Below are 22,970 nucleotides of genomic sequence, written 5' to 3' on the forward strand. Positions count from 1 at the left end.
CCGGCGCCCGCACACGGGGGGCGGGCGCCGGCCGCGGGTCAGACAGCGGTGCGCCGCCACTGCTGGTTGGTGCCCGTGCCGCAGGTCCACTGGACGAGCTGCGCGCCGTCGGTCGTGGCGGCGTTGTAGACGTCCAGGCACTTTCCGCTGTGCCGGGCGACGAGCTGGACGTAGCCGGAGCCGGCGTCCTGCAGCCGCCACTGCTGGTTCGTGCCGGTGTGGCAGGTCCACTGCACCACCTGCACCCCGTCGCCGGTCGTGCCGGTGCCGCCGTTGACGTCCAGGCACTTGCCGCTCGCGACCCCAACCACCTGGTAGTAGCCGCCGCCGGCGTCGCGGAACTGCCAGCGCTGGTTGGTCTGGCCGTTGGCCGCCCACTGCACGACGGCCGCACCGTCGGTGGTGGCGCCGTTGTAGACGTCGGCGAGCTTGCCGCTGTGCCGCGCGGTCATGGTGTACGACGGGGTCGTCGGCACCGTGGTCAGCGGCGCGACGCGGTACAACGCCGCGCCGTGTGCCGCAACGGTGCGCGACAGGGATCCGGAGACGGTGCCGAGGCCGGCTCCGGACCACAGGTCGGTGACGGTGGCCGAACCGATGCCGAGGTCGGCCAGGTTGACCGACACCGTCGCGGCGGCGGACTCCCGGTTGAACAAGGCGATGTACCGGTGGTCGCTGCCTGGCACGTCGGCCGCCCAGACCTGCCGGGTGCCGCCGGTCAGCTGCCGGTTGTTCGTGCTGTTCTGGTCGACGCCGAGCACCGCCGCGTTGGTCATGAGCGCCAGCTCGGCGGCCCGGTTCTCGGTGAGGTTGCCGCCCCACATGAGCGGCGACCGGTTGATCGACCACAGCGTCATCAGGGTGCGCTGCTCGTCCGCGGTGAGGTTGGAGTAGCGGGGCGAGCCGACGGGCCCCTGTTTGGAGAGCCGGCCGATCGGGATCATGTCGGGGTCGGGCCACGCCCCGGTGGACCGGAACGGGGTCCAGTCCCGCAGCTTGTCGAACAGCGCGTCCAGCGACGCCCAGTTGTCCCACAGGTCGTTGACGATCCGCCACATGTGCGCGTTTGCCGCCACGTGCGCGCCGCTCGCGAGGGGTGTCGGTCCCGGCGAGAGGCTGAGCACCATCGGCCGGCCGCTGCGCTCGATCGCCAGCCGGTACCCCTCGATCTCGCCCTGCCGGTAGGTCGGGGCGGCGATGTCGTCGACCTTGACGTAGTCCACGCCCCAGCTCGCGTACAGCCGGAACAGCGAGTCGAGGTACGCCTGGGCGCCGGGGTGGCTCATGTCGAGGCCCCAGTTGAGGTTCAGCCAGGACGCGGTGGTGGTGTTGTCGATCTGGTTCGCGGTGTAGCTGGTGCCCTGGATCGGCAGGTTGTCGGCGACGGCCTGGCGCGGGATGCCCCGCATCAGGTGCACGCCGAACTTGAGCCCGGCGGCGTGCAGGTAGTCCGCGAGGGGCTTGAACCCGTTGGTGCCGGTCGCGGACGGGAACCGGGTGGTGTCCGGCAGCGGCCGGCCGTTACCGTCCAGCCGCAGCCGCGGCTGCAGGTTGGCGTCCTGGTTGGGGCTGCCGGTGCCGCTGCCCGGGTAGTACCAGGCCCAGTCGATGACGATGTACTGCCATCCGTACTGGCGCAGGTTGTCGCGCATGTAGTCGGCGTTGGCCTTCACCTGCGCCTCGGTCACGTTCCAGTTGTAGGAGTCGTAACTGTTCCAGCCCATCGGTGGCGTGCTGGCGGCGCCGTTGTTCCAGGCCTGTGCTTGCGTGGTCGGGACCACCAGGAGGGCCGCGCTCATGAGCAGGACGGCTATTTTGTAGTGAAATCGCATCACGACACCACCCTGAAGGTCGCATCGGCGCGGGCCTGCGTGGTGGTGATCGTCTCCAGCTTCAGCAGATAGTTGGAGTGCCGGATGTAGCGGTCCGGGTAGTTGTACGACTGGAACGACGACCACGAGGCGTCGGCGAGCCCGGCGACCTGCCGGAAGGTGGCGTCACCGGCGAACGTCGACGTGCCGTCGTTGGCGGCGAGGACGAAGTCGAACGCGTAGTGGCGCAGGTAGTAGCCGGGGAAGTTGACCGACTCGAACGACACGTAGCCGGACGCGTTGGCCAGCCCCGGCACGACCCGGAACTGTGCGTCCTGGGTCGGGGAGACGTTCGGGTCGATGCGCACGTCGAAGTTCGAGTGGCGCACGTAGCGGTCCTGGAAGTTGTACGACTGGAGCCGCTTGGCCGCCGTCGTGGTCCCCCACTTCGCCAGGACCCGGGTCTCCTCGGCGGCGGTCAGGTTGAGGATCGAGCCGTGCCGCTTGCGGTCGGTGCCGAGGCTGTAGTCGGTGCGGGTGCGGAAGTTCTGCGTGCTGCCCAGGTTCGTCGAGCTGATCGGCATGTAGCCGCGGCCGGTGGCGTACTGGTCGAGCCACAGGTTCCACTCGTTGCGCCCGTTGAACTGCGCCCACATCGGACCCTCGACCACGTTGCCACCGGTGGCGCCGTTGGAGATGCCCAGGTGCGACAGGTTGCCGATGGTGGTCCAGGTGCCGAGGATCGTGTTGCTGCCCTCGATGGTGATCTGGCCGTCGGCGGAGGCCCGGTAGTACCGGTACCCGCCGACGCTGCCGGGCACCTCGATGATCTGCGTGTCGATGACCCCCTGGCCGGTGCCGCGCTCCAGGTACAGCTGCGGCGCGGTGAACGTGCGGAAGTCGCCGGTGCGCACGTAGAAGATGCGGTGCTTGGTGACCCCGTTGCGGAGCGAGTTCGTGGCCCAGTAGACGACGTAGTCGTTGGTGGCCGGGTTCCAGATCGCCTCGGGCGCCCACGCGTCGCCGGCGCCGGAGATGCTGCCCGCGACGTTGATCAGCCACGGGGCGGACCAGTTCACCAGGTCCCGGGACTCCCAGACGACCAGCGAGGTGCTGCCCCGGCTCGACGCGTCGCCCCAGGACGTGCCGCTGGCGATGCGCAGGTCGGTGGCGATGATCCAGTACCGGTCACCGGCGGGCGACCGCACGATCGCGGGGTCGCGCACGCCCCGGGTGCCCACGGTGGACAGCAGCACCGGGGCGCTGCCGTTGAGGTCGGTCCAGTGCAGGCCGTCCTTGCTGTGCGCGAGGTAGAGCTGCTCCCCGTTGGCGGTCTCACCGGTGAAGTGCGCCATCAGGTAGCCGGTGAACGGGTCGAGCGCGTCGGCCCGGCCCGGTGCCGTGACGGACCAGGACGCGAAGATCAGGCAGGCGAGCACGACGAACGTGCCCATCCGTTTCAGCATGGGAGTCTCGCTTTCAGAGCGTTGGCAGGACGGGCTGGATGGTCCCGTCGGCGTTGAACTGCATCCGGTCGATGGCGGTCTCGCGGTTGGTGCCGTTGCCGGCGGGCACGGCGAAGCGGTGGTAGGCGATGTACCAGACGTCGGTCCCGGGCGCCCGCACGACCGAGTGGTGCCCGGTCCCCCGGATGCTCCCGCTTCTGCTCAGGACGACCCCGCGGTTGGTCCACGGCCCCACCGGTGACGGTCCGGTGGCGTAGGCGACGCGGTAGTCCTCGCTGCGGGTGTCGTTCTCGGACCACATGAAGTAGTAGGTGCCGTTGCGCTTGAACACGAACGGCGCCTCGTTGTATCCGGCCGGCGTGATCGTGCGGACCTGGGCGGGGTCGTAGGAGATCATGTCGCCGTTCAGCGGGACCACGCGGGCGACGCCCTGCCCCCAGTACAGGTAGGACCGGCCGTCGTCGTCGGTGAACACCGCCGGGTCGATGACCTGCCCGCCCGCGAACTGCCCCGCGGCGACGAGGGGGCGGCCCAGCGCGTCGCGGAACGGCCCGGTCGGCGCGGCGGACACCGCGACACCGAGCTGCTTGGCGGTGTTGCCGGTGGCGAGGCCGCCGCTGAAGTACAGGTAGTACTGGCCGTTCCGGTTCGCGATCGAGGGCGCCCAGGCGGAGTTGTCGGCCCAGGATACGTCCGGCGCGAGGTCGAGGATCACCCCGTGGTCGGTCCAGGTGACCAGGTCGGTGGAGGAGAACGCCTTGTAGTAGGTGCCGGCCCAGCCCGCGTAGCCGTCGGTGGTCGGGTACAGGTAGTAGCGGCCGCCGAAGCTGGCGATCTGCGGGTCCGCGAACAGCCCCGGGATCACCGGGTTCCGGTTCGCCTTCGGTGCCCAGGCGGCGGTGACGCGGAACGAGCTGTCGGCCGCGCTCTGGATCGGGTCCAGCCACAGCGCGAAGTCCCGGTGCCGGATCCGCCGGGACGGGTAGTTGTAGGACACGAACGAGACGGACCCGGCAACCGATCCGTCCGCCGCACAGAAGGTGGCGTCCGCGCGGAAGGTGGCGTCGCCGGTGTTGGCGTCGACCCGCAGCCGGAAGTCCCGGTGCCGCAGGAACAGCCCGCTCTTCGTCTGGAACGAGTAGCAGCCCGGCGACGCGAGCCCGTTGACGACGGTGAAGGTGGCGTCCGCCTTCGTCTGGGCGGTGCTCGCGGTGGTGACCGGGTCGATCCGGCCGAGCGAGTCCAGGTGCCGGACGTAGCGGCCCGGGTAGTTCACGGACTCGAGGGACACGGCACCCGTGGGCACGGTGGCCGCGGCGGCCGGCCCGGCGGTCACCACGACGACGACACCCGCCGCGGTCACGCACAGCGCCAGCGCCGCGGCTATCCGCATCGGCCCTGCTGAATGTGAGCGCTCACAATGCTCCCGTACATGTGGAAGTGTTTGGATGTTTCGTGGATGTGACAAAGTGTTGACGCCGATGACTGCACTGTCAAGAACTCCGTCGATCGACTGCCAGATCGGCACGCTGTGATCGCTCACAGCCTGGTTCATGGAACGGCTCATGGAACGGCTCGCAGAACGGGCGAGTCACAACACCGACAACCGTCGGCCCGAAATGATCAATACAGTGCAGCCATGTTCGACAACCGCCGGATCCGCAAGCACGGCCACACCGCACCGGCACTGGTGCTGTCCGCGAAGGAACACTCCACCTTCAGCTCCAACGAGAAGCCCCGCTATGACTTCGTGCTGGAGGTCCGGCCCGAGGACCGCGCACCGTTCCAGGCTCACGTCCGGCAGGCGTTCTACATCGCCGAGCGCAAACCGGTCGAGGCCGACGTCGTCCAGGTGAAGTACGACCCGTCCACCCTGAAGGCCATCTTCGACCTCGCCGGCGACCCGCGCTTCGACCTCGAGGCGATGCAGGCCCGCACCAACCAGCTGAACCGGGAGACCCGCCGCCTCCGCGACGAGCAGGGCCGCTGACGCCTGTTCACACCCCGTCATGAGCAGGTGGTCGACCACACCGGCCGGCCCGACGAACCGGTCGTGCCGGAGGACTTCCGCGTGGTGCACCGGGCGTTCCGGCTGATTCCCTGACGGCGGTCGGCGATCATGCCACCTGTACGGCCGACAACGAGGTCGACGGTCCGATGGCAAGATCGCCGGCGTGCTGGTCGACAACGCGTCACAGTGGTCGGTCCTCGCGTTCGCTTCGGTGCACGTCGGGGGCCTGCTCACCCACCATTCCGTGCCGTGGTCGGCAACGCTCGCGGCGGCGTCGCTGCTCGTGGTGGCCTTTTCCGCCACGGTACGGGCAGCGACCGGCACCCTCCGGAGCCTCGCCCTGCTGTCCGGGCTGACGGCCGTGGTGCTGCTGGTGGCCGAGGTGGAGTACCACGGCGGCTGGTCGTTCTTCTTGGCCGGGGCTCCGGCGGACGACGATCAGGTCCTGGTCGAGGCGGTGCTGCTCACGGTCGCGGTCGTGGGGCTGTCGGCGGCCGCGTTGCTCCCGGAGCACGGCGCCGAGGAACGGCTACGCGCGCTGCACGCCCGGTTCGGTGCCTGGCGCGAAGACCGGCGCACCTGGGTGCTCGACCTCCACTCCCACTCCACAGCACCCCCGGCAGAGCCGGCCACCGGCGCGGGCGCACCCTCCGTGCTCGATCCACACGGAACGCCTTCGGTGCTCGACCCACACGGAACGCCTTCCGTGCTCGACCCACACGGGACGCCTCCGATGCTCGACCTCGGGGTGCTTGAGCCGCACGGCACGGTCCCCGAGGCGCCGGCCGTCCGGCCGCGCCGCCCGGCCGGACGGTGGCGGGCCCGCCTCGCCCTGACCGGTGGCGTCGCGGTCACCACGCTGGTGCTGCTGCTGGCGACCGGGCCGATGTGGGAGCCGGACACCTACGGGCAGCTGCCCCTCACCGCATCCCCGGACCGCGTCGGGCTGTTCCTGGCCACCGTGCCGATCGTCCTCGCCATGCTCGCCGCAACCATCGTCGCCTGCCTGAACCTGCGCCGACCGGGTCGCCGGGGCGTGGCACTCGCCGCGGCCGCGCTCGTCGTCCTCGCCGTGCCGGTCGCCTGGACGCGGGGCGGGGATGACCGGTACACCCCCGAGCCACCGCACTCGGCGCAGGCGTGGCACGCGGCCACGCTGAGCGAGGTCGCCCGCGGGCCCGAGCCCCACGTGAAGATCGAGCCCGGCTATCCGATGACGATCACGTTCGACGAGCAGGAGATGCACGACTTCCTGAACGAACAGGCCAACTTGAAGCAGCAGGCCCGGTTCGGCGAGCAATACGGCCGGGCCGAACGCTCCACCCTGTCCTCGCGGCACTATCAGGACACGCCGCCCGGGTGGACGGACGGCAGTTGGTGGAGCAGGCCGGTCGACTGGGACGACGTCCTCGACGGTGTCAGGAGCGGGCTCCCCGTCGTTGCGTTCCTCGCCCTCATCACCGCCCTGCTCCCGGCACCCCGCCGCACCGAGCTGCCGCGTGCCGGCCTGCTTCACTGACGCTGCCCACGTGCTGACGCTGCCTGCCGGCGACGCTGCCCACGTGCTGACGCTGCCCACGTGCTGGCCTGCTCAACAGTGCGTCAGCGTCGCCGGCAGGCAAGACCGCCGCGGCGACGCTGGAACCACCGCTCACACCTGTGGCCCGTGTCGCCGCACTGCTCTTTAGACACTAGCACAACCGAAAAAATAACTTGTCGGTCATCTACGCATCGTAGCTGCTGAACTCCTGGTGGTCATTGCGCTCCGGCAACCAGCCCCAGGGGTCAGCAGGTGCCCTCCACGCGCTGGACGGCCTGGGCGTAGTCGGGGACGGTCGCCATCGCTGCGGCCAGGCGCAGGAACGGCAGCGCCTCGCGCGGCTTGTTCTGCCGCTCCAGGGTGCGCCCCAGCAGGTGGTGTGCGTAGTGGTCGGTCGGGTCGCGGTCCACCAGGGCGCGCAGATGCGTCTCGGCACGGTGCAGCTGCGCCGAGGCGAAGTAGGCGCGGGCCAGCCACAGCCGCACCTCCGCGTTGCCGGGCTCCTCGTCCAGGACGGTGGTGAGGATCTTCGCGGCCTCGATCGGGTCGCCGGCGTCGAAGTAGAGGACTCCCCTGCGGTACTCAGCCATGACGTCGTTCATGAACGAGTGCAACGGCGCCGGCCGTCCCCGCATTCCGTCCCGCATTCCAGAGCAACCCGAGGACAACCCTTGCGGTGCCCGTACACCACCATCCGCCGCCGAATCTGGACGGACCTGTCCCTGCCGAACACCGACGAGGTCCCATGACGCGTGTGCCTGCCCGGATCGCGGCCGTCGTGCTCACTGCCGCCGCGATGCTGCCCGCAGTGCCGGCCCACGCCGCCGCGACGACCCCCACCAAAGCGGAAACCCCTACCAAAGCGGAAACCCCCGCCACAGCGGCAGCCACCACCAAAGCGGCAACCACCAAAGCGGCAACCACAGCCGCGACGAGCCCGGCCAAGGCGGCCACGCCGTCGCTCGGCGTGAACCTGAACGCGCCGGTCGACTGGACGACCGAGTGGCCGTTCGTGGACCTGTTCCGCACGTCGAGGGACTGGATCTCGCAGAAGACCGGCACCACCCGGGTCACCGTCGCCGGGGTCACCGTCCCGTTCGTCGTCACGTCAGCGGAGCGGCTGACCCTGACCGTGCCCGCCCACGCGGCCGGCGCCGGGCAGGTGCTGGTGACGACGGGCAACGGCACGAGCGCCGCGGCCGGCGACCGCACCACCTTCACCTGGCGGCCCTGACGTCACTTGTCCAGGCTGCAGTAGATGGGTTCGCTCGGCGTCGACAGGTAGTACTCGAGGTCGTCGAAGCTGGTCCAGTCACGTTCCGCGTGGGCGGCGAAGATCTCCTCGTCGTACGGCGGGGTCGTGAAGCGGACCTCCTGGTCGGTGTTGTCGGTCTCCGGCTCGATGTGCCAGTTGTACTCACCGGCGGCCTTGGTCTCCACCAGCTCGCCGGCGTCGTTGCGGGTGCGGTGGATCGGCAGGTCGATGACGGTGGCCGTGCCGTCGGCCCGGATGCTCACCGTGCCGCCGCAGTCGCTGGTCCAGTCGCCGACCAGGTCCTGCTCGGTGAAGGTGTGCCGCGACCCGCCGAAGATCTCGTCGAAGAGCAGGCCCGGCAGGGCGCAGCAGCCGCAGCCGAGCAGCAGCGGCAGGACGAGCAGGGCGACGGCGACCTTCATCGCCGAGGAGCGGGCACGCGAGGGCATAGCGATGATCATCAGGTCGGATCGACATTCCGGCAAGTCCCGGAGGTCACCCCGGCGGGAGCTGGGCCGCCCGGACGAGCACCTGCACCGGGCCGACCTCGGTCCCGTCGCTGCGCAGCCGCACGCCACGCACCGGCAGCCACGCCTCACCGTCGAGCGTGACCGCGCCGGCGCGGTCCACGGCCTCGACCCGCAGCCGGAGCGGCCCGGTGCCGTAGCGGTAGTCGCGTTCGTCGAACACGATGACCGCCCTGTCCGCCGTCATGGCGCACCCGTTTCTGCATCGGATCGCAGCACTTGCATGCACCCGACCCTAACGTTCGAATCTGCGGCCTGACAGCAGCTAAACCGATTAGTTACAGCAGCACTCGGCCAGGTGGACGTCCCGACCGGCGACCCGGCCGGGCGGTATCGCGGCGGTCGCCGCCCGGTGGCCGCCCGGACGACAGCTGATCGGTCAGCATCGCTGGATGATCGTTGCCGGTCATCGGCGAAGGGGGTGCGGGCCGTGCACTTCGCGCGGTTTGGGAGGATCAGACGATGCAGCCGCCGGACGCCACGCCTCCCGGCACCTGGCGGAGCCGCTGGCTGCGCCTGCTGCTCGTGGTCGTCGCGGTGCTGGTCCTGGCCGCGATCGGGCTGCGCGGGCGGCTGCCGGACCCCCAGGAGCTGCTGACCGCGTTGAGCGGGGCCGGCTACGGCTGGGTCGCGCTCGCCGTGCTGCTGCAGGCCGGGTCGATCGTCGCGTTCGCCGGACAGCAGCAATACCTGTTCGCGGTCCTCGGCACCCGCATCCGCCGCCGCCGCGTGCTGGCGATCACCCTGGCCCGCACCGCCATCTCGATCTCCGTGCCGGCCGGCGCGGCGGTCTCCACCGGGTATGCGATCCGGGAGTACGAGCGGGCCGGCGCGCCGAAGGAGATCGGCGCGGTCACCGCGATCGTCTCCGGCCTGGCGTCGATCGGCGGCCTGGCCCTCATCTACGCCGCCGGCGGGGCGGCACTGCTCGCGTACGGCACGACCACGTCGCTGACCTGGCGGCCGCTGGCGGTCGTCGTGGCGATCGTCGCGCTGACGGCCCTCGCGGTCGTCGTCGGCCGCCGGCTGTTCGACGACCACGAATCCGAGCGGCGCGAGCAGCCGGAGCGGCAGGGGCGGCTGCAACGGTACGTCCAGCGCCTGCTCGCCTCGGCCCGGGACGCGTGGCGGGCCGGTGCCGGGCTGCGCGCGCGGGACTGGTGGGCCGTGGTCGGGTACGCGGCGGTGAACTGGCTGACGGACCTGGCCTGTCTGGCGGCGTGCACCCACGCGCTGGGCCTGCCGGTGAACCTGCCGACCCTCGCCGGCATCTACCTCGGCGTCCAGATCGTGCGGCAGGTGCCGCTGTCGCCGGGCGGCATCGGCGTGATCGAGACCGCCCTGGTCGCCGGCCTGACCGCGTCGGGCGCGACGGCGATCACCGCGGCTGCGGCCGTGCTGCTCTACCGGCTGCTGTCCTGCTGGCTGCTGATCCCGCTCGGCGGGGCAGCCGCGGTGATCCTGCGGCGTCCGGGCAGCGCACCGGCCTCGTCGCCGCCGACGCCCGACCGGGACGTCAGTGCGCCTTGAGCCACGCGACCAGGTCGTCGAGGACGCGGTCGCGCTCGGGCTCGTTGAACACCTCGTGGTGCAGGCCCTCGTAGATGTGCACGGTGAGGTCCTGTGCACCGGCGGTGTCGGCGATGAGGCGGCTGCTCGCGGCGTCGACCAGGCGGTCCTCGGCGCCGTGCAGCACCAACGTGGGCAGGGTCAGCTCCGGCAGGCGGCGCTGGAACATCCCCATCGTGGTGAGCATGGCGCCGCCGACGCCGGCCGGGACCTTGCCGTGGTAGACGAGCGGGTCGGCGTCGTAGGCGGCGACGACCGCCGGGTCCTTGGAGATGAACTTCGAGTCCAGGGCCTGCACGGGGGTCGCGGGCGCGACCCGGCCGAGGACCTTCGCGACCGCGATCGCCGGCTTGCCGATGCCCGAGCCGGGCACGACCGGCGTGCCGGACAGCGCGAGGGCCCGCAGCGACGCCTGGTGCTCCAGCGCGTAGGCGAGCGCGATCATGGCGCCCATGCTGTGCCCGAGCAGGAACGGGACCTGGCCGGGGTGGCGGGTCGTGACCTCGCCGAAGAGCAGGTGCAGGTCGGCGGTGTACTCATCGATGCTGCGCACATACATCCGCTTGCCGCCGGAGCGGCCGTGGCCGCGGTGGTCCGGGGCGTAGACGGCCAGGCCGAGCTCGCCGAGCCGGGCCACGACGTGGTCATAGCGCCGGGCGTGCTCCCCCATGCCGTGGGAGAGCACGACGACACCGTCGACGTCTGCCGGCGTCCACGCGTCGTAGACGATGCGGACCCCGCCGCCACCGGTGAGGCTGTGCTCCTCGCGCTGCATGGCTGCATCGTCCGCCCTGAACGAGCGTGAAGCAAGCGGCTGCCACGGCGCGACCGGCGGCAGTGGCCGGGCCGGCGGCGGCTGTCCCTGCGCCGCCCGCAAGAAACGGCGCAGGGACAGGTCAGGACGCGGCGCGCCCAGCTGCGCGTTCAGTGGCGCTGCGCTCCACGCAGAACTCGTTGCCCTCGGGGTCGGCCATGGTGACCCAGCCGGTGCCGTCCTCCTTGCGGAAGTCCCCGACGATGGTGGCGCCCAGCCCGAGGATCCGCTGGACCTCCTCGTCCCGGGTGGCATCGGTGGGCTGCAGGTCGAGGTGGATGCGGTTCTTGCCGGCCTTGCCCTCCGGCACCTCGACGAACAACATCGCGGCCGAGCCGTCCGGGGCCTCGATCGCGGCCTGGACGTGCTCCGGCAGGTTCGGGTCGTCGGGGTTCTCACGGAAGCCGGTGAGGGCGCTCCAGAACAGCGAGAGGTCGTAGCACTTCGCGCAGTCGACGGTGATGTGCCTGATTCGTACGGTCATGCACCCACCTCACCAGATCCGGCAACCCGTTTTCTCAGAAGCCCCGCGCGAGGCGATGGTACGCCTGATTCCAGCGGACCTCCTTGGCGAACTGCCGGACCGTCGTGTCGCCGTCGATGACGAGCAGTTCGGTGCCTGTCATGTCCGCGAGGTCCTGAAGCTCCTCGGTACCCACGGCGAACGACAACACCGTGTGGTGCGGACCGCCCGCGGTGAGCCACGACTCGGCCGACGTCGACAGGTCCGGCCGGGGCTTCCACACGGCGCGGGCGACGGGAAGCTTGGGCAGCGGCGCGGTCGGGGCGACCACGTCGATCTCATTGGCGACGAGCCGGAACCGCTCGCCCAGGTCGGCGAGGCCGAGGACGACGGCGGGGCCGGGGGTGGCGTCGAAGACGAGCCGGACAGGGTCCTCGCGGCCGCCGATGCCGAGCGGGTGGATCTCGCACGACGGGGTGTCCAGCGCGATGCTCGGGCACACCTCCAGCATGTGCGCGCCGAGGATGACCTCGTTGCCCGGGGTCAGGTCGTAGGTGTAGTCCTCCATGAACGACGTGCCGCCGCCCGGGGACATGGCCTTCAGGGTGCGCACGAGGACCGAGGTCTTCCAGTCGCCCTCGCCGCCGAAGCCGTACCCGTCGGCCATGAGCCGCTGCACCGCCAGGCCCGGCAGCTGGCGCAGCCCGCCGAGGTCCTCGAAGTTCGTGGTGAAGGCCTTGAACCCGCCCGCGTCCAGGAACGTGCGCAGCCCGAGCTCGATGCGGGCGGCGTAGCGCAGCGAGTCCGCCCGGTCGCTCTTCAGGGCATCAGAGACCCGGTACGTGTCGTGGTACTCCTTGACCAGGTTTTCCACGTCCGCGTCGAGGGTCGCGTCGACCGCTTCGACGAGGTCGTTGACGCCGTACGTGTTGACCGACACCCCGAAGCGCAACTGCGCCTCGACCTTGTCGCCCTCGGTCACCGCGACGTCGCGCATGTTGTCGCCGAAGCGGGCCAGCCGCAGCGACCGCATCTCGGTCCAGCCGGCCGCGGCCCGCGCCCAGGCGCCGATCCGGGCGGTGACGCGGGGGTCGGTGACGTGCCCGGCGACGGTCTTGCGGGCCACCCCGAGCCGGGACTGGATGTAGCCGAACTCGCGGTCGCCGTGCGCGGCCTGGTTCAGGTTCATGAAGTCCATGTCGATGTCCGCCCACGGCAGCGCGACGTTCGCCTGCGTGTGCAGGTGCAGCAGCGGCGTGCGCAGCGCGTCCAGGCCGGAGATCCACATCTTGGCCGGCGAGAACGTGTGCATCCACGCGACGACACCCACCACCTGCGGGTCGGCGTTGGCCTCCAGGCAGGTCCTCAAGATGTCGCCGGCGCTGGTCAGCACCGGCTTCCACACCACGCGCACCGCGATGTCCGGCGACTCGTCCAGCGTCGCGGCGAGCTGCCTCGACTGGGCCGCGACCTGGTCGAGCGTCTCGGGGCCGTACAGCCCCTGGCTGCCGGTCAGGAACCAGACCTCGTGCGTCATGATGTGCTCCTCTGCCCGCTCTGGGGCTGGCCGTAGACGTTCTGGTAGCGGTCGTGCAGCGACGCGACGGCCTGGTCCGGCAGCCGGTCGACGGACCCGAGCTGGCGGGCGTAGTGCATGGTTCGGGCGACGTCCTCGCACATGACCGCCGCCTTGACGGCGGCCTTCGCGGTGGCGCCGATGGTGAACGGGCCGTGCTGCAGCATCAGCACCGCCGGCGACGGGTGCCCGGTCAGCGTCTCGACGATGCCGCGGCCGATCGCGTCGGAGCCGATGAGGGCGAACGGCCCGATCGGGATGTCGCCGCCGAACTCGTCGGCCATCGCGGTGAGCGAGCACGGGATCGGCTCGCCCCGCGCGGCCCACGCCGTCGCGTACGGGCTGTGCGTGTGCACGACCCCGCCGACGTGCGGCATGTGCCGGTAGACGTACGCGTGCGCCTCGGTGTCGCTGGACGGCGCGTGCGCCCCCTCGACGAGCCTGCCGTCGAGGTCGCAGATCACCATCGCGTCGGGGGTCAGCTCGTCGTAGGAGACGCCCGACGGCTTGATGACGAGCAGGTCCTCACCGGGGACGCGAGCCGAGACGTTGCCCGAGGTCCAGGTGACCAGGCCCCAGCGGATCAGCTCGCGGTGCAGCTCGCAGACCTCCTTTTTGATCGCCTCGATCACTGGGCCACCTCTTCGCGCAGGTCGCGGAGGCGGTGCAGCACGTCATTGCCGCCCTTTCCGAAGTACTCATGCAGCTGCTGGTACTCGGCGTAAAGTCGGTCGTAGACGTCGGCGGCGGCCTCGTCGGGCGTGTAGACGGCCCGCTTGACCTTGCCCATCGCGGCCGCGGCGGCCCGCACGTCCGGGTATTCGCCGGCGGCGACCGCGGCGTGGATCGCCGAGCCGAGCGCCGGGCCCTGCTCGGAGTCGATGACGCTGATCGGGCGGCGCAGCACGTCGCTGTAGAGCTGCATGAGGAACGTGTTCTTGAGCAGGCCGCCCGCGGCGATGAACTCGGTCACCGGCACGCCGGCGGTCTCGAGGGTCTCCACGATGGTGCGGGTGCCGTAGGCGGTCGCCTCGATCAGCGCCCGGTACTGGTCCTCCGGCTTCGTGGCGAGGGTCTGCCCGACGATGACGCCGGACAGGTGGTGGTCGACCAGGACGGACCGGTTGCCGTTGTGCCAGTCCAGCGCGACCAGGCCGTGCTGTCCGGGGCGCTGCGCCGCGGCTCTCGCCGTGAGCTCGTCGTGCGTCAGGCTGCTTTCCAGGGAGTCGACGAACCAGCCGAAGATGTCGCCGACGCCGGACTGGCCGGCCTCGTAGCCGTACAGGCCGGGGATGATCCCGTCGGCGACGACGCCGCACATGCCGGGCACGTCGGCGAGGGTGGCGCCGCTCATCACGTGGCACGTGGATGTGCCCATGATGGCGACCAGCTGGCCCGCCTCGACGGCCTGCGCGGCGGGCGCGGTGACGTGGGCGTCGACGTTGCCGACGGCGACCGCGATGCCCTCCGGCAGCCCGGTCCACGCGGCGGCCTCGGCGGTGAGCCGGCCGGCCAGCCCGCCGAGCGGCGACAGCGGGCCGTCGACCTTGTCCACGAACGTGCCGAAGCCGGGGTGCAGTGCCTCGAAGAACTCCCGGGACGGGTACCCGCCGTCCTGGTAGGCGCCCTTGTATCCGGCGGTGCACGCGTTGCGGGTCTCCACCCCGGTCAGCTGCCACACGATCCAGTCGGCGGCCTCGATGAAACGCTCGGCCCGCGCGAAGACGTCGGGGTCTTCCTCCAGCACCTGCAGCGCCTTCGCCAGCTGCCATTCCGAGGAGAGCTTGCCACCGTACCGGCTGAGCCAGCCCTCCCCCCGCTCCCCGGCGAGCCGGTTGATCCTGTCGGCCTGGCGCTGCGCGGCGTGGTGCTTCCACAGCTTCGGGTAGGCGTGGGGCCTGTCGGGGAGGACGTCGCCGAGGGGCGTGCCGTCGGCGAGCACCGGCAGGAACGTGCACGCCGTGAAGTCCGTGGCGATGCCGACCACCTGGGTCGGGTCGATGCCTTCCAGGGCTTTGGGCACCGCGTGGCGGAGCACGTCGACCCAGTCCGTGGTCATCTGCAGCGCCCAGTGCGGCGGCAGTGCCTCACCGGTGGCCGGCAGGGTCCGCTCGACCGCGCCGTGACGGTACTCGTGGACGGCGGTGCCGACCTCGGTGCCGTCGTCGACCCGGACCACGACGGCCCGTCCCGAGAGGGTGCCGTAGTCGACCCCGACTACATATTTCGTCATGAGGTTCTCCGCGCCACGGCCCGCTGCAACACGATGAACGCGAACAGCAGCGCACCGATGACGATCTTGGTCCACCACGAGCTGAGGGTGCCCTCGAACGTGATGATGGTCTGGATGAGGCCGAGCACGAGGACGCCGAGCACGGTGCCGAACAGGAAGCCTGAGCCGCCGGTGAGGACGGTCCCGCCGATGACGACGGCGGCGATCGCGTCGAGCTCCATGCCGAGGGCGTGCAGCCCGTAGCCGGATGAGGTGTAGAAGGTCAGCAGGACCCCGCCGAGCGCGGAGCACAGCCCGCTGATGGTGTAGACCGCGATCTTCGTCCGCCCGACGGGCAGGCCCATGAGCAGCGCCGACTGCTGGTTGCCGCCGATGGCGTAGATGTTGCGGCCGAGCCTGGTGTACGCCAGGACGTACGCCCCGACGAGCACCACGACGAGTGCGATGACGACGCTCCACGAGATGTGGAACCCGCCGAAGCGGATCTTGTAGTCCGCGAGGGACGTCCACAGCGCGTTGTCGATCCGGATCGCCTCGGTGCTGATGACGTAGCACAGGCCCCGGGCGAGGAACATGCCGGCGAGCGTGGCGATGAACGGCTGGATGTCGAAGAAGTGGATGATGCTGCCCATCGCCAGCCCGATCACGGCGCCGACGAGGAGCACCACCGGCAGCACCGCGATCGGCGACCAGCCGGCCCGCACCAGTGACGCGAAGATCATCGTGGTGAGCGCGACGACCGCGCCGACCGACAGGTCGATGCCGCCGGTCAGGATCACGAAGGTCATACCGACGCCGACGACGAGCAGGAAGCCGTTGTCGATGAAGACGTTGAGCACGATCTGGGTGTCGCTGAAGCCGGTGTACCGCACGACGCCGGCGCCGTACATGACGCACAGCAGTGCCAGGGTCGCCAGGACCGGGATGTGCCGCTGCTGCGGCCTGCGGATCACCCGCTTCTGCAAGACTTCGAATGTGGTGCTCATGCCGTCACCTCCGCTGCGCTCCGGCGCCGGCCTGAGCCAACCTGCCATTCCGATGAGCGGCCCGAGCCGCTCCGCTGGCCGCTCATGCGGTCACCTCCACCTTCTGCTGCGGCGCCTGCGGGGCCGGCGCGGACGGGCGGCGGCGCTGGAACTTCTCGCGGAACTTCGGCGCCTGGGCCAGGCACAGGACGACCACGACGACCGCCTTGAACAGCAGCGTCACCTCGGGCGGGATGCCGACGGTGTAGATGGTGATGTCGAGGGTCTTGATGATGACGGCGCCGAGGATGGTGCCGGCGATCGAGAACCGGCCGCCGGACAGCGAGGTGCCGCCGATGACCACGGCGAGGATCGCGTCGAGCTCGATGAGCAGGCCGGCGTTGTTGCCGTCGGCGCTGGACACGTTGGAGCTGATCATCAGCCCGGCGATGCCGGCGCAGAGCCCGGCGAACACGTAGACGATGAGGATCAGCCAGCGCGACTTGATCCCGGCGAGCCGGGACGCCTCCGCGTTGCCGCCGACGGACTCCAGCAGCAGGCCCAGCGCCGAGCGGCGCACGATGAGACCGGCCACCACGGCGACGCCGACCGCGATGATGACGCACAGCGGCAGGCCGAGCCAGTAGCCGGCGCCGATCATCTTGTACGGGCTGCTGTTGATCGTGATGATCTGCCCGTCGGTGATGAGCTGGGCGAGCCCCCGCCCGGCGACCATGAGGATCAGCGTGGCGATGATCGGCTGGATGCCGACGGTCGCGACGAGGAACCCGTTCCAGACCCCCAGTGCCAGGGACAGCAGCAGGGCGAGGCCGACCGCGAGGAGGACGCCGGTGACGCTGTTCTGGTCGTCCAGGCCGCTGATGCGCAGGCAGGCGAGCGCCCCGGCGATCGCGACGACGGCGCCGACGGACAGGTCGATGCCGCCGGTGGCGATGACCAGGGTCATGCCCAGCGCGACGAGGCCGAGCGGTGCGCTGGCGCGCAGGATGTCGATGACGCTGCCGTACAGGTGCCCGTCGCGGAACTCGACCTTGAAGAAGCTGCCGGAGAAGAACACGTTGGTGACGAGCAGGATCACGAGGATCACCGCCGGCCAGAACAGCCGGTGCCGGGCGGCTCTGGTGATCGACAGCCGGGTTTCGGTGATCGCCGCCATCAGGTGCCGCTCGCAATCGTCTCGGTGAGGCGGTCGAGGTCGACCGCGTCGGTGTTCTCCAGCTGGGTCACCAGCCGCCGGTCACGCAGGACGCCGATGCGGTGGCTGAGCCGCAGCACCTCCTCCAGCTCGGCGGAGATGAACAGCACGGCCATGCCCCCGTCGGACAGCTCGACGACCAGCCGCTGGATCTCGGCCTTGGCGCCGATGTCGATGCCGCGGGTCGGTTCGTCGAGGATCAGCAGCCGCGGCTCGGTGATGAGCCACCTGGCGAGCAGGACCTTCTGCTGGTTGCCGCCACTGAGGTTGCGGACCGGCAGCTCCGGGTCCTTCGGGTTGATGTTGAGCGCGTCGATGTACTTCTGGACGAGCTCGTCCTGGCGCCGCCGCGGTAGCGGGCGGGTCCAGCCGCGGGCCGCCTGCAGGGCGAGGATGATGTTCTCCCGGACAGACAGCTCCTCGACGAGGCCTTCGGTCTTGCGGTTCTCCGAGCAGTACGCGATGTCGTGGTTCATGGCAGCGCGCGGGCCGTGCATGGTGACGGGTATCCCGTCGATCTCCAGGCGGCCGCTGTCGGCCTTGTCGGCGCCGAAGAACAGCCTGGCGAGCTCGGTGCGGCCGGAGCCCAGCAGCCCGGCGAGTCCGACGACCTCGCCCTTGTGGATGGTGAGGTTGAACGGCTCGACCGCGCCGGTGCGGCCGAGGTCGTGCGCCTGGGCCACGGCCGGCGCGGCGTCGAAGGACCGCTTGCCGGCGTCCTCGAGCCGCTCCAGCAGCGCCAGCTCCTTGCCGATCATGAGGCTGACCAGCTGCAGCTGGCTGATGTCGGCGACGAGGTGCTCGCCGACGAGCCGGCCGTTGCGCAGGATCGTCATCCGGTCGCAGATCTCGTAGATCTGGTCGAGGAAGTGCGAGACGAACACGATCGCGATGCCCTGCGCCTTGAGCTGCCGCATGATCCGGAACAGCTGAGCGACCTCACCGGCGTCGAGGCTGGAGGTCGGCTCGTCCAGGACGAGGACCTTCGCGTCGACGTCGATGGCGCGGGCGATCGCGACGAGTTGCTGGACCGCGAGGGAGTAGGTCGACAGCTGGGCCGTGACGTCGAGGTCGAGTTCGAGGCGCTGCAGCAGTTCGGTGGCGCGGCGCCGCATGACGCCCCACTGGATCCGGCCGAACTTCGTCGGCTCCCGGCCGATGAAGATGTTCTCCGCCACCGACAGGTTCGTGCAGAGGTTGACCTCCTGGTACACGGTGCTGATCCCGGCCTCGGTGGCCTGCTGCGGTCCGGCGAACCGGACCGGACGGCCGTCCAGTGCGATCTCGCCCTCGTCGATGTCGTAGACGCCGGTCAGCACCTTGATCAGCGTCGACTTCCCGGCGCCGTTCTCGCCCATGAGGGCGTGGATTTCCCCTTGGTACAGGCGGAAATCCACACCCTCAAGAGCCTTGACGCCGGGGAACTGCTTGCTGATGCCGCTCATGCTCAGCAGTGCGGTCCCCATGTTTGCGCCTCTCAGTACTTGCGGTTCGGAAGCTCGGTCTTGGCCTGCTCCGGCGTGAACGCGGACTCCTCGGTCAGCACGCGCTGCGGGATCGTCTCGCCCTTGATGACCTTCTTGGCCAGGTCCATCAGCTGAGGGCCAAGCAACGGGCTGCACTCGACGATGTAGTTGATCTTGCCAGCGGCGAGGGCCGTCATGCCGTCCTTGACCGCGTCAACCGTGATGATCTTGATGTCGACGCCGGGCTTCTTGCCGGCCGCCTCGATCGCCTCGATGGCACCGAGACCCATGTCGTCGTTGTGCGCGTACAGGACGTCGATCTTGGGGTTGGCCTTCAGGAAGGCCTCCATGACCTCCTTGCCCTTGGCACGGGTGAAGTCACCGGTCTGCGAGGCGATGACCTTGAACTTCGGGTCGGCCTTGATGACGTCGGCGAAGCCGGACTTGCGGTCGTTGGCGGGGGCGGAACCGGTGGTGCCCTGCAGCTCGACGATGTTCACCGTATCGGTCTTGCCCTGGTACTCCTTGACCAGCCACTCGCCGGCCTTCTTGCCCTCGAGGACGAAGTCGGAGCCGATGAAGGTCTTGTAGAGCGAGGTGTCCTTGGAGTCGACCGCGCGGTCGGTCAGGATCACCGGGATCTTGGCGTCCTTGGCCTCCTTGAGCACGGTGTCCCAGCCCGACTCGACGACCGGCGAGAAGGCGATGATGTCCACCTTCTGCGCGATGTAGCTGCGGATCGCCTTGATCTGGTTCTCCTGCTTCTGCTGCGCGTCGGAGAACTTCAGCTCGATCCCGGCGGCCGTGGCGGCCTCCTGGATCGACTTGGTGTTCGCGGTGCGCCAGCCGGACTCGGCGCCGACCTGCGCGAAGCCCATCGTGATCTTGCCGTCGTCCTTCGTGCCACTGCCTGCGTCGTCGGCCTTCTCGCCGCCGCACGCACTGAGCGCGCCTACCACCAACAGGCCGCTGAGCACGGCTGCGGACCACTTCTTCAGCACTACGCCTTCTCCTAACGGGGTGTCTGGTGCAGTTCGCGTGAACGTTCACATTCAAGGGCGGACCGCCCCACCGCCGGGGTGTGTGGCGATGGGGGTACCTTGCTCCGGCCATGGTTACATTGGCCGTCGCGGTTGTATGTCGAGAGTGTTAGCGTTCTCATCCCCGGCGTCAAGTCTGTGACGTCGATTCGTGACCGGAGGTGCTCGTTGGCCCACCCCGCGCGCTCCGGGCGGGACCGCGGAGCCTCCGCTCGTGCCGCCTCCGCCGCTGCAAACTCGACCGATCGTGTCGTCATGCCTACGGAACGTATCGCCTTCGGGGGTCGTGGTGACGGTCCTTCCACAGACCGTGACACTGCACCTCCCGAACGCGATGTTCCGGCTGGCCGGGCATTGTCCCCGGACAACCGCGGGCGGTCCCCGGACATCGGGGGGCCCGCGACGAGGGTGCCAGGCGCGGGCGGCGCACCGTCCCCGGGCGGCGAGGACGCCAGGCGGCGTTCCGCGACCGGCGCCGGGTCGCCGGGATTGCCCTCCTCCGACGGGGCGCGGTCTTCGAGCGGCGGCGCACGGTCCTCTGGCGGCGGGTCACCGGCACGGCCTTCGGACAGCGGCGGGCGGCCTTCGGACGGCGGCGGGCGGTCTTCGGACGGCGGCGGGCGGCCTTCCGGCGGCGGGTCACCGGCACGGCCTTCGGATGCCGGCGCGCGGCCCTCGGACAACGGCGGACGGTCTTCCGGCGGCGGGTCACCGGCACGGCCTTCGGATGCCGGCGCGCGGCCCTCGGACAACGGCGGACGGTCTTCCGGCGGTGCATTGCCGGCACAGTCTTCGGGCGGCGGGTCGCCGGCACGGCCTTCGGGCGGCGGGTCGCCGGCGCCGTTGCGGCGGGTGGGGGTGCCGGGGCCGACGGGGCCGGACCGGAGCCGGCGGGGGCCGGTCGCACACGCCGGGGGCGCCGTCCCCGACGCGGTGTCTGTGCCGCCGCCACGGAAGGTCGGGATGCGCGACGTGGCCCGCCTCGCGGGCGTGTCGCACCAGACCGTGTCGCGGGTCCTCAACGACCTGCCGAACGTCAGCGACGGCACCCGCAGCCGGGTCCTGGACGCCGTGCGGATCCTCAACTACCGTCGCAATCTCGCCGCGCGCACCCTCGTGACCAGCCGGTCCAGGACGATCGGCCTGATCGGCTTCGAGACCACCCTGGCCGGCCCCGCCTCGATGATCTACGGCATCGAGAAGGCCGCCCGCGAGGCGGGCTACTACGTCAGCATCGCCACCGTGCGCTCACTGGACCGCCACGCCGTGCTCGACGCCCTGGAGCAGCTCTGCGCGCAGGCCGTCGAGGGCATCATCGCCATCGCGCCGAAGAACTCCGTCGCCGACGCGCTCGCCCAGGCACCGCCGGGCACCCCGACCGTCGGGGTCGGCGGGGCCGACGACGGCGCCGTGCCGATGCTGCGGGTCGACAACGTGCGGGGCGCCTGCCTGGCCACCAGCCACCTGCTGGACCTCGGCCACCGCACGGTCCACCACGTCCCGGGCCCGGCCGACTGGCCGGAGGGCCGCGACCGCATCGACGGCTGGCGGCAGACCCTGCACGCCGCCGGCGCCCCGGTCCCGCCGGTCACCGCCGGCGACTGGTCCGCCCGCTCCGGGTACCTGCGCGGCCAGCTCCTCGCCGCCGACCCGGGCGTCACGGCCGTCTTCTGCGGCAACGACCACATCGCCCTCGGCGTCCTGCGCGCGTTCCACGAGGCGGGCCGTTCGGTCCCTGACGACGCCAGCATCGTCGGCTTCGACGACATGCCGGAGTCCGGCTACTTCCTGCCCCCGCTCACCACCGTGCACCAGGACTTCGCCGAGCTCGGCCGGCGCAGCGTCGACCTGCTCGTCGCCCGGCTCGCCGGCACGCCCGCCCCCACCGCCCCGGTCCACCTCGCCCCATCGCTGGTCGTGCGCGCCAGCGCCGCCCGCACCCAGGACCACCCGCGCCCCTCCTGAGCCTCCGGAGTCGCATGCCGCCGCGTGCCCGGTGGCCGATCACCGGGAAGGACCCGCGGCGCGGAACGTGTGGGGTCAGTCCTCCCAGACGACCGCGCGGTCGACGGCGTCCAGGATGCGGCGCCAGTCCCCTACCACCCGCACGGTGTCGACGGTGCGCAGGCGGCGGCGGGTCGACCAGCCGGCCACGGACCGCTGCGACCGGCGCAGCACGTCGTCCAGCTCGTCGAGGCGCGAGCCGCGCGCGATCAGCCGCGACACCTCGCGCAGGGCGAACGCGGCGGCCAGCTCGGCGACCAGGTCCCGGCTCCTGACCAGCAGGTCGGGCAGCCACTGCGCCGGCGGGTGCTGCAGGATGAGCGGGACGATCTCCAGGTCCACCCGGTCCTCGTCGTCCGGGGTCAGGACGAGGTTGGCGAACCAGTCCTTCACCCGGGCCCAGCCCTCGATCCCGGCCAGCAGGTGGTCGTCCCGCTCGAGGTGCCGGGCGAGCCCTTCGGTGGAGCGGAACAGCAGCGGGCGGCCGTCCCGGTCGAGGAACCCGATCTCGTCAGGGTCCTGGAAGCAGGCCCGGATCGTGTACCCCCGCCCCGACGGCAGCGTGACGTGCAGCGGATGGATCGGTGCCTCGAACCATGGCCGGCCCGGCATGACGAACCCGCGGTCCGGCTGCACCAGCCACGCCCAGGGCGAGCCGACGACATAGGTGGAGAACGCCTCGATCTCGTCGTCGTCGGGCACCCCACGCGCCGGCGCCGCCTTCCGGGCCGCCTTCACCGGCGACCGCACAACGGGCCGCGCAACCGGCGCCGCAGCCTTCGGCGACGCAACCTTCGACGCCGCAACCGGTGAAGCACCCTCCGGCGCCGCAGCCTTCGACGCCGCAACCGGAGAAGCACCCTCCGGCGCCGCAGCCTTCGACGCCACGACCGGAGAAGCACCCTCCGGCGCCGCAGCCTTCGACGCCACGACCGGAGAAGCACCCTCCGGCGCCGCAGCCTTCGACGCCACGACCGGAGAAGCACCCTCCGACGCCGCAGCCTTCGACGCCAC

At 70.7% G+C, this 22,970-nt stretch carries 21 protein-coding genes and 1 pseudogene; 6 read left to right on the top strand and 16 right to left on the bottom strand.

Annotation, left to right across the window (positions count from 1 at the left end; genetic code table 11):
• Positions 1–38 precede the first annotated feature (38 nt).
• From ACFPIJ_RS41965 to ACFPIJ_RS41975, 3 genes are read right to left on the bottom strand one after another with little or no spacing between them, the layout of a single operon-like run.
• The gene (locus ACFPIJ_RS41965) at positions 39–1,832 is read right to left on the bottom strand and encodes an alpha-galactosidase (protein ID WP_380124219.1); all 1,794 of its coding nucleotides are present in this window, start codon (positions 1,830–1,832) and stop codon (positions 39–41) included.
• Complete coding sequence (locus ACFPIJ_RS41970; protein ID WP_380124221.1) at positions 1,832–3,277, bottom strand: glycoside hydrolase family 43 protein; 1,446 nt, start codon at positions 3,275–3,277, stop codon at positions 1,832–1,834. The genes ACFPIJ_RS41965 and ACFPIJ_RS41970 overlap by 1 nt, the downstream gene beginning before the upstream one ends.
• Before the next feature lie 13 nt (positions 3,278–3,290).
• Positions 3,291–4,670: a family 43 glycosylhydrolase gene (locus tag ACFPIJ_RS41975; RefSeq protein WP_380124223.1), complete on the bottom strand. Its 1,380-nt coding sequence runs from the start codon at positions 4,668–4,670 to the stop codon at positions 3,291–3,293.
• Between the two features lie 246 nt (positions 4,671–4,916).
• Between ACFPIJ_RS41975 and ACFPIJ_RS41980 the strand changes: the two genes are divergently transcribed.
• Complete coding sequence (locus tag ACFPIJ_RS41980) at positions 4,917–5,267, top strand: hypothetical protein (protein ID WP_380124225.1); 351 nt, start codon at positions 4,917–4,919, stop codon at positions 5,265–5,267.
• 184 nt (positions 5,268–5,451) lie between these two features.
• Positions 5,452–6,807, top strand: a complete 1,356-nt coding sequence (locus ACFPIJ_RS41985; protein WP_380124227.1) for a hypothetical protein — start codon at positions 5,452–5,454, stop codon at positions 6,805–6,807.
• Between the two features lie 266 nt (positions 6,808–7,073).
• Here the strand turns inward: ACFPIJ_RS41985 and ACFPIJ_RS41990 are convergent, their stop codons facing one another.
• Positions 7,074–7,430, bottom strand: coding sequence for a tetratricopeptide repeat protein (locus tag ACFPIJ_RS41990; protein ID WP_380124229.1), 357 nt, complete (start codon positions 7,428–7,430; stop codon positions 7,074–7,076).
• Positions 7,431–7,573: 143 nt separating this feature from the next.
• Here ACFPIJ_RS41990 and ACFPIJ_RS41995 point away from each other — a divergent pair, with 143 nt between their 5' ends.
• A complete protein-coding gene (locus ACFPIJ_RS41995; RefSeq protein ID WP_380124231.1) occupies positions 7,574–8,062 on the top strand; it encodes a hypothetical protein in 489 nt (162 codons plus the stop codon).
• 2 nt (positions 8,063–8,064) lie between these two features.
• On the opposite strand, the gene ACFPIJ_RS42000 is transcribed toward ACFPIJ_RS41995, so the two are convergent.
• Both ACFPIJ_RS42000 and ACFPIJ_RS42005 read right to left on the bottom strand, forming a co-directional pair.
• A complete protein-coding gene (locus tag ACFPIJ_RS42000; protein ID WP_380124233.1) occupies positions 8,065–8,532 on the bottom strand; it encodes a hypothetical protein in 468 nt (155 codons plus the stop codon).
• A 46-nt stretch (positions 8,533–8,578) separates the two neighbouring features.
• Positions 8,579–8,797 carry a hypothetical protein gene (locus ACFPIJ_RS42005; protein ID WP_380124235.1) on the bottom strand — a complete coding sequence of 73 codons (219 nt, stop codon included), beginning with the start codon at positions 8,795–8,797 and terminating at the stop codon, positions 8,579–8,581.
• Between the two features lie 275 nt (positions 8,798–9,072).
• Between ACFPIJ_RS42005 and ACFPIJ_RS42010 the strand changes: the two genes are divergently transcribed.
• On the top strand, positions 9,073–10,140 hold the full coding sequence (locus tag ACFPIJ_RS42010; RefSeq protein WP_380124237.1) for a lysylphosphatidylglycerol synthase transmembrane domain-containing protein: 1,068 nt from the start codon (positions 9,073–9,075) through the stop codon (positions 10,138–10,140).
• Here the strand turns inward: ACFPIJ_RS42010 and ACFPIJ_RS42015 are convergent.
• From ACFPIJ_RS42015 to ACFPIJ_RS42055, 9 genes are all read right to left on the bottom strand, one after another.
• Positions 10,127–10,954, bottom strand: coding sequence for an alpha/beta hydrolase (locus ACFPIJ_RS42015; RefSeq protein WP_380124239.1), 828 nt, complete (start codon positions 10,952–10,954; stop codon positions 10,127–10,129). The genes ACFPIJ_RS42010 and ACFPIJ_RS42015 overlap by 14 nt on opposite strands.
• A gap of 121 nt (positions 10,955–11,075) precedes the next feature.
• A complete protein-coding gene (locus tag ACFPIJ_RS42020; RefSeq protein WP_380124241.1) occupies positions 11,076–11,477 on the bottom strand; it encodes a VOC family protein in 402 nt (133 codons plus the stop codon).
• A gap of 34 nt (positions 11,478–11,511) precedes the next feature.
• Positions 11,512–12,993 (bottom strand): L-arabinose isomerase, encoded by a 1,482-nt coding sequence (gene araA / locus ACFPIJ_RS42025; protein WP_380124243.1) that lies wholly within the window; start codon positions 12,991–12,993, stop codon positions 11,512–11,514.
• A complete protein-coding gene (locus ACFPIJ_RS42030; protein WP_203852328.1) occupies positions 12,990–13,664 on the bottom strand; it encodes an L-ribulose-5-phosphate 4-epimerase in 675 nt (224 codons plus the stop codon). The genes araA and ACFPIJ_RS42030 overlap by 4 nt, the downstream gene beginning before the upstream one ends.
• Positions 13,661–15,265, bottom strand: coding sequence for a ribulokinase (locus ACFPIJ_RS42035; RefSeq protein WP_380124245.1), 1,605 nt, complete (start codon positions 15,263–15,265; stop codon positions 13,661–13,663). Before ACFPIJ_RS42035 ends, ACFPIJ_RS42030 begins: the two co-directional genes overlap by 4 nt.
• The gene (yjfF, locus tag ACFPIJ_RS42040; protein ID WP_380124247.1) at positions 15,262–16,251 is read right to left on the bottom strand and encodes a galactofuranose ABC transporter, permease protein YjfF; all 990 of its coding nucleotides are present in this window, start codon (positions 16,249–16,251) and stop codon (positions 15,262–15,264) included. Before yjfF ends, ACFPIJ_RS42035 begins: the two co-directional genes overlap by 4 nt.
• A gap of 82 nt (positions 16,252–16,333) precedes the next feature.
• Positions 16,334–17,407 carry an ABC transporter permease gene (locus tag ACFPIJ_RS42045; RefSeq protein ID WP_380124250.1) on the bottom strand — a complete coding sequence of 358 codons (1,074 nt, stop codon included), beginning with the start codon at positions 17,405–17,407 and terminating at the stop codon, positions 16,334–16,336.
• Positions 17,407–18,912 (bottom strand): sugar ABC transporter ATP-binding protein, encoded by a 1,506-nt coding sequence (locus ACFPIJ_RS42050; RefSeq protein WP_380124253.1) that lies wholly within the window; start codon positions 18,910–18,912, stop codon positions 17,407–17,409. Before ACFPIJ_RS42050 ends, ACFPIJ_RS42045 begins: the two co-directional genes overlap by 1 nt.
• An 11-nt stretch (positions 18,913–18,923) precedes the next feature.
• Positions 18,924–19,913, bottom strand: coding sequence for an ABC transporter substrate-binding protein (locus tag ACFPIJ_RS42055; protein WP_380124255.1), 990 nt, complete (start codon positions 19,911–19,913; stop codon positions 18,924–18,926).
• A gap of 1,002 nt (positions 19,914–20,915) precedes the next feature.
• On the opposite strand from ACFPIJ_RS42055, the gene ACFPIJ_RS42060 reads away from it, so the two are divergent.
• On the top strand, positions 20,916–21,917 hold the full coding sequence (locus tag ACFPIJ_RS42060; protein WP_380124257.1) for a LacI family DNA-binding transcriptional regulator: 1,002 nt from the start codon (positions 20,916–20,918) through the stop codon (positions 21,915–21,917).
• A gap of 75 nt (positions 21,918–21,992) precedes the next feature.
• On the opposite strand, the gene ACFPIJ_RS42065 is transcribed toward ACFPIJ_RS42060, so the two are convergent.
• A complete protein-coding gene (locus tag ACFPIJ_RS42065) occupies positions 21,993–22,658 on the bottom strand; it encodes a hypothetical protein (protein WP_380124259.1) in 666 nt (221 codons plus the stop codon).
• Between ACFPIJ_RS42065 and ACFPIJ_RS42070 the strand changes: the two are divergent.
• Positions 22,624–22,970, top strand: a pseudogene (locus ACFPIJ_RS42070) (hypothetical protein); the annotation flags it as partial. The gene ACFPIJ_RS42065 and the pseudogene ACFPIJ_RS42070 overlap by 35 nt on opposite strands.

It is taken from the genome of Dactylosporangium cerinum (genome assembly GCF_042653625.1).
GTDB lineage: Bacteria > Actinomycetota > Actinomycetes > Mycobacteriales > Micromonosporaceae > Dactylosporangium > Dactylosporangium cerinum.

Excerpts from the sequence above, each read along its gene's own strand:
- ACFPIJ_RS41965 (WP_380124219.1), bottom strand. The coding sequence starts at position 1,832 with ATGCGATTTCACTACAAAATAGCCGTCCTGCTCATGAGCGCGGCCCTC.
- ACFPIJ_RS41970 (WP_380124221.1), bottom strand. The coding sequence starts at position 3,277 with ATGCTGAAACGGATGGGCACGTTCGTCGTGCTCGCCTGCCTGATCTTC.
- ACFPIJ_RS41975 (WP_380124223.1), bottom strand. The coding sequence starts at position 4,670 with ATGCGGATAGCCGCGGCGCTGGCGCTGTGCGTGACCGCGGCGGGTGTC.
- ACFPIJ_RS41980 (WP_380124225.1), top strand. The coding sequence starts at position 4,917 with ATGTTCGACAACCGCCGGATCCGCAAGCACGGCCACACCGCACCGGCA.
- ACFPIJ_RS41990 (WP_380124229.1), bottom strand. The coding sequence starts at position 7,430 with ATGAACGACGTCATGGCTGAGTACCGCAGGGGAGTCCTCTACTTCGAC.
- ACFPIJ_RS41995 (WP_380124231.1), top strand. The coding sequence starts at position 7,574 with ATGACGCGTGTGCCTGCCCGGATCGCGGCCGTCGTGCTCACTGCCGCC.
- ACFPIJ_RS42000 (WP_380124233.1), bottom strand. The coding sequence starts at position 8,532 with ATGCCCTCGCGTGCCCGCTCCTCGGCGATGAAGGTCGCCGTCGCCCTG.
- ACFPIJ_RS42005 (WP_380124235.1), bottom strand. The coding sequence starts at position 8,797 with ATGACGGCGGACAGGGCGGTCATCGTGTTCGACGAACGCGACTACCGC.
- ACFPIJ_RS42010 (WP_380124237.1), top strand. The coding sequence starts at position 9,073 with ATGCAGCCGCCGGACGCCACGCCTCCCGGCACCTGGCGGAGCCGCTGG.
- ACFPIJ_RS42015 (WP_380124239.1), bottom strand. The coding sequence starts at position 10,954 with ATGCAGCGCGAGGAGCACAGCCTCACCGGTGGCGGCGGGGTCCGCATC.
- ACFPIJ_RS42020 (WP_380124241.1), bottom strand. The coding sequence starts at position 11,477 with ATGACCGTACGAATCAGGCACATCACCGTCGACTGCGCGAAGTGCTAC.
- araA (WP_380124243.1), bottom strand. The coding sequence starts at position 12,993 with ATGACGCACGAGGTCTGGTTCCTGACCGGCAGCCAGGGGCTGTACGGC.
- ACFPIJ_RS42035 (WP_380124245.1), bottom strand. The coding sequence starts at position 15,265 with ATGACGAAATATGTAGTCGGGGTCGACTACGGCACCCTCTCGGGACGG.
- yjfF (WP_380124247.1), bottom strand. The coding sequence starts at position 16,251 with ATGAGCACCACATTCGAAGTCTTGCAGAAGCGGGTGATCCGCAGGCCG.
- ACFPIJ_RS42045 (WP_380124250.1), bottom strand. The coding sequence starts at position 17,407 with ATGGCGGCGATCACCGAAACCCGGCTGTCGATCACCAGAGCCGCCCGG.
- ACFPIJ_RS42050 (WP_380124253.1), bottom strand. The coding sequence starts at position 18,912 with ATGGGGACCGCACTGCTGAGCATGAGCGGCATCAGCAAGCAGTTCCCC.
- ACFPIJ_RS42060 (WP_380124257.1), top strand. The coding sequence starts at position 20,916 with ATGCGCGACGTGGCCCGCCTCGCGGGCGTGTCGCACCAGACCGTGTCG.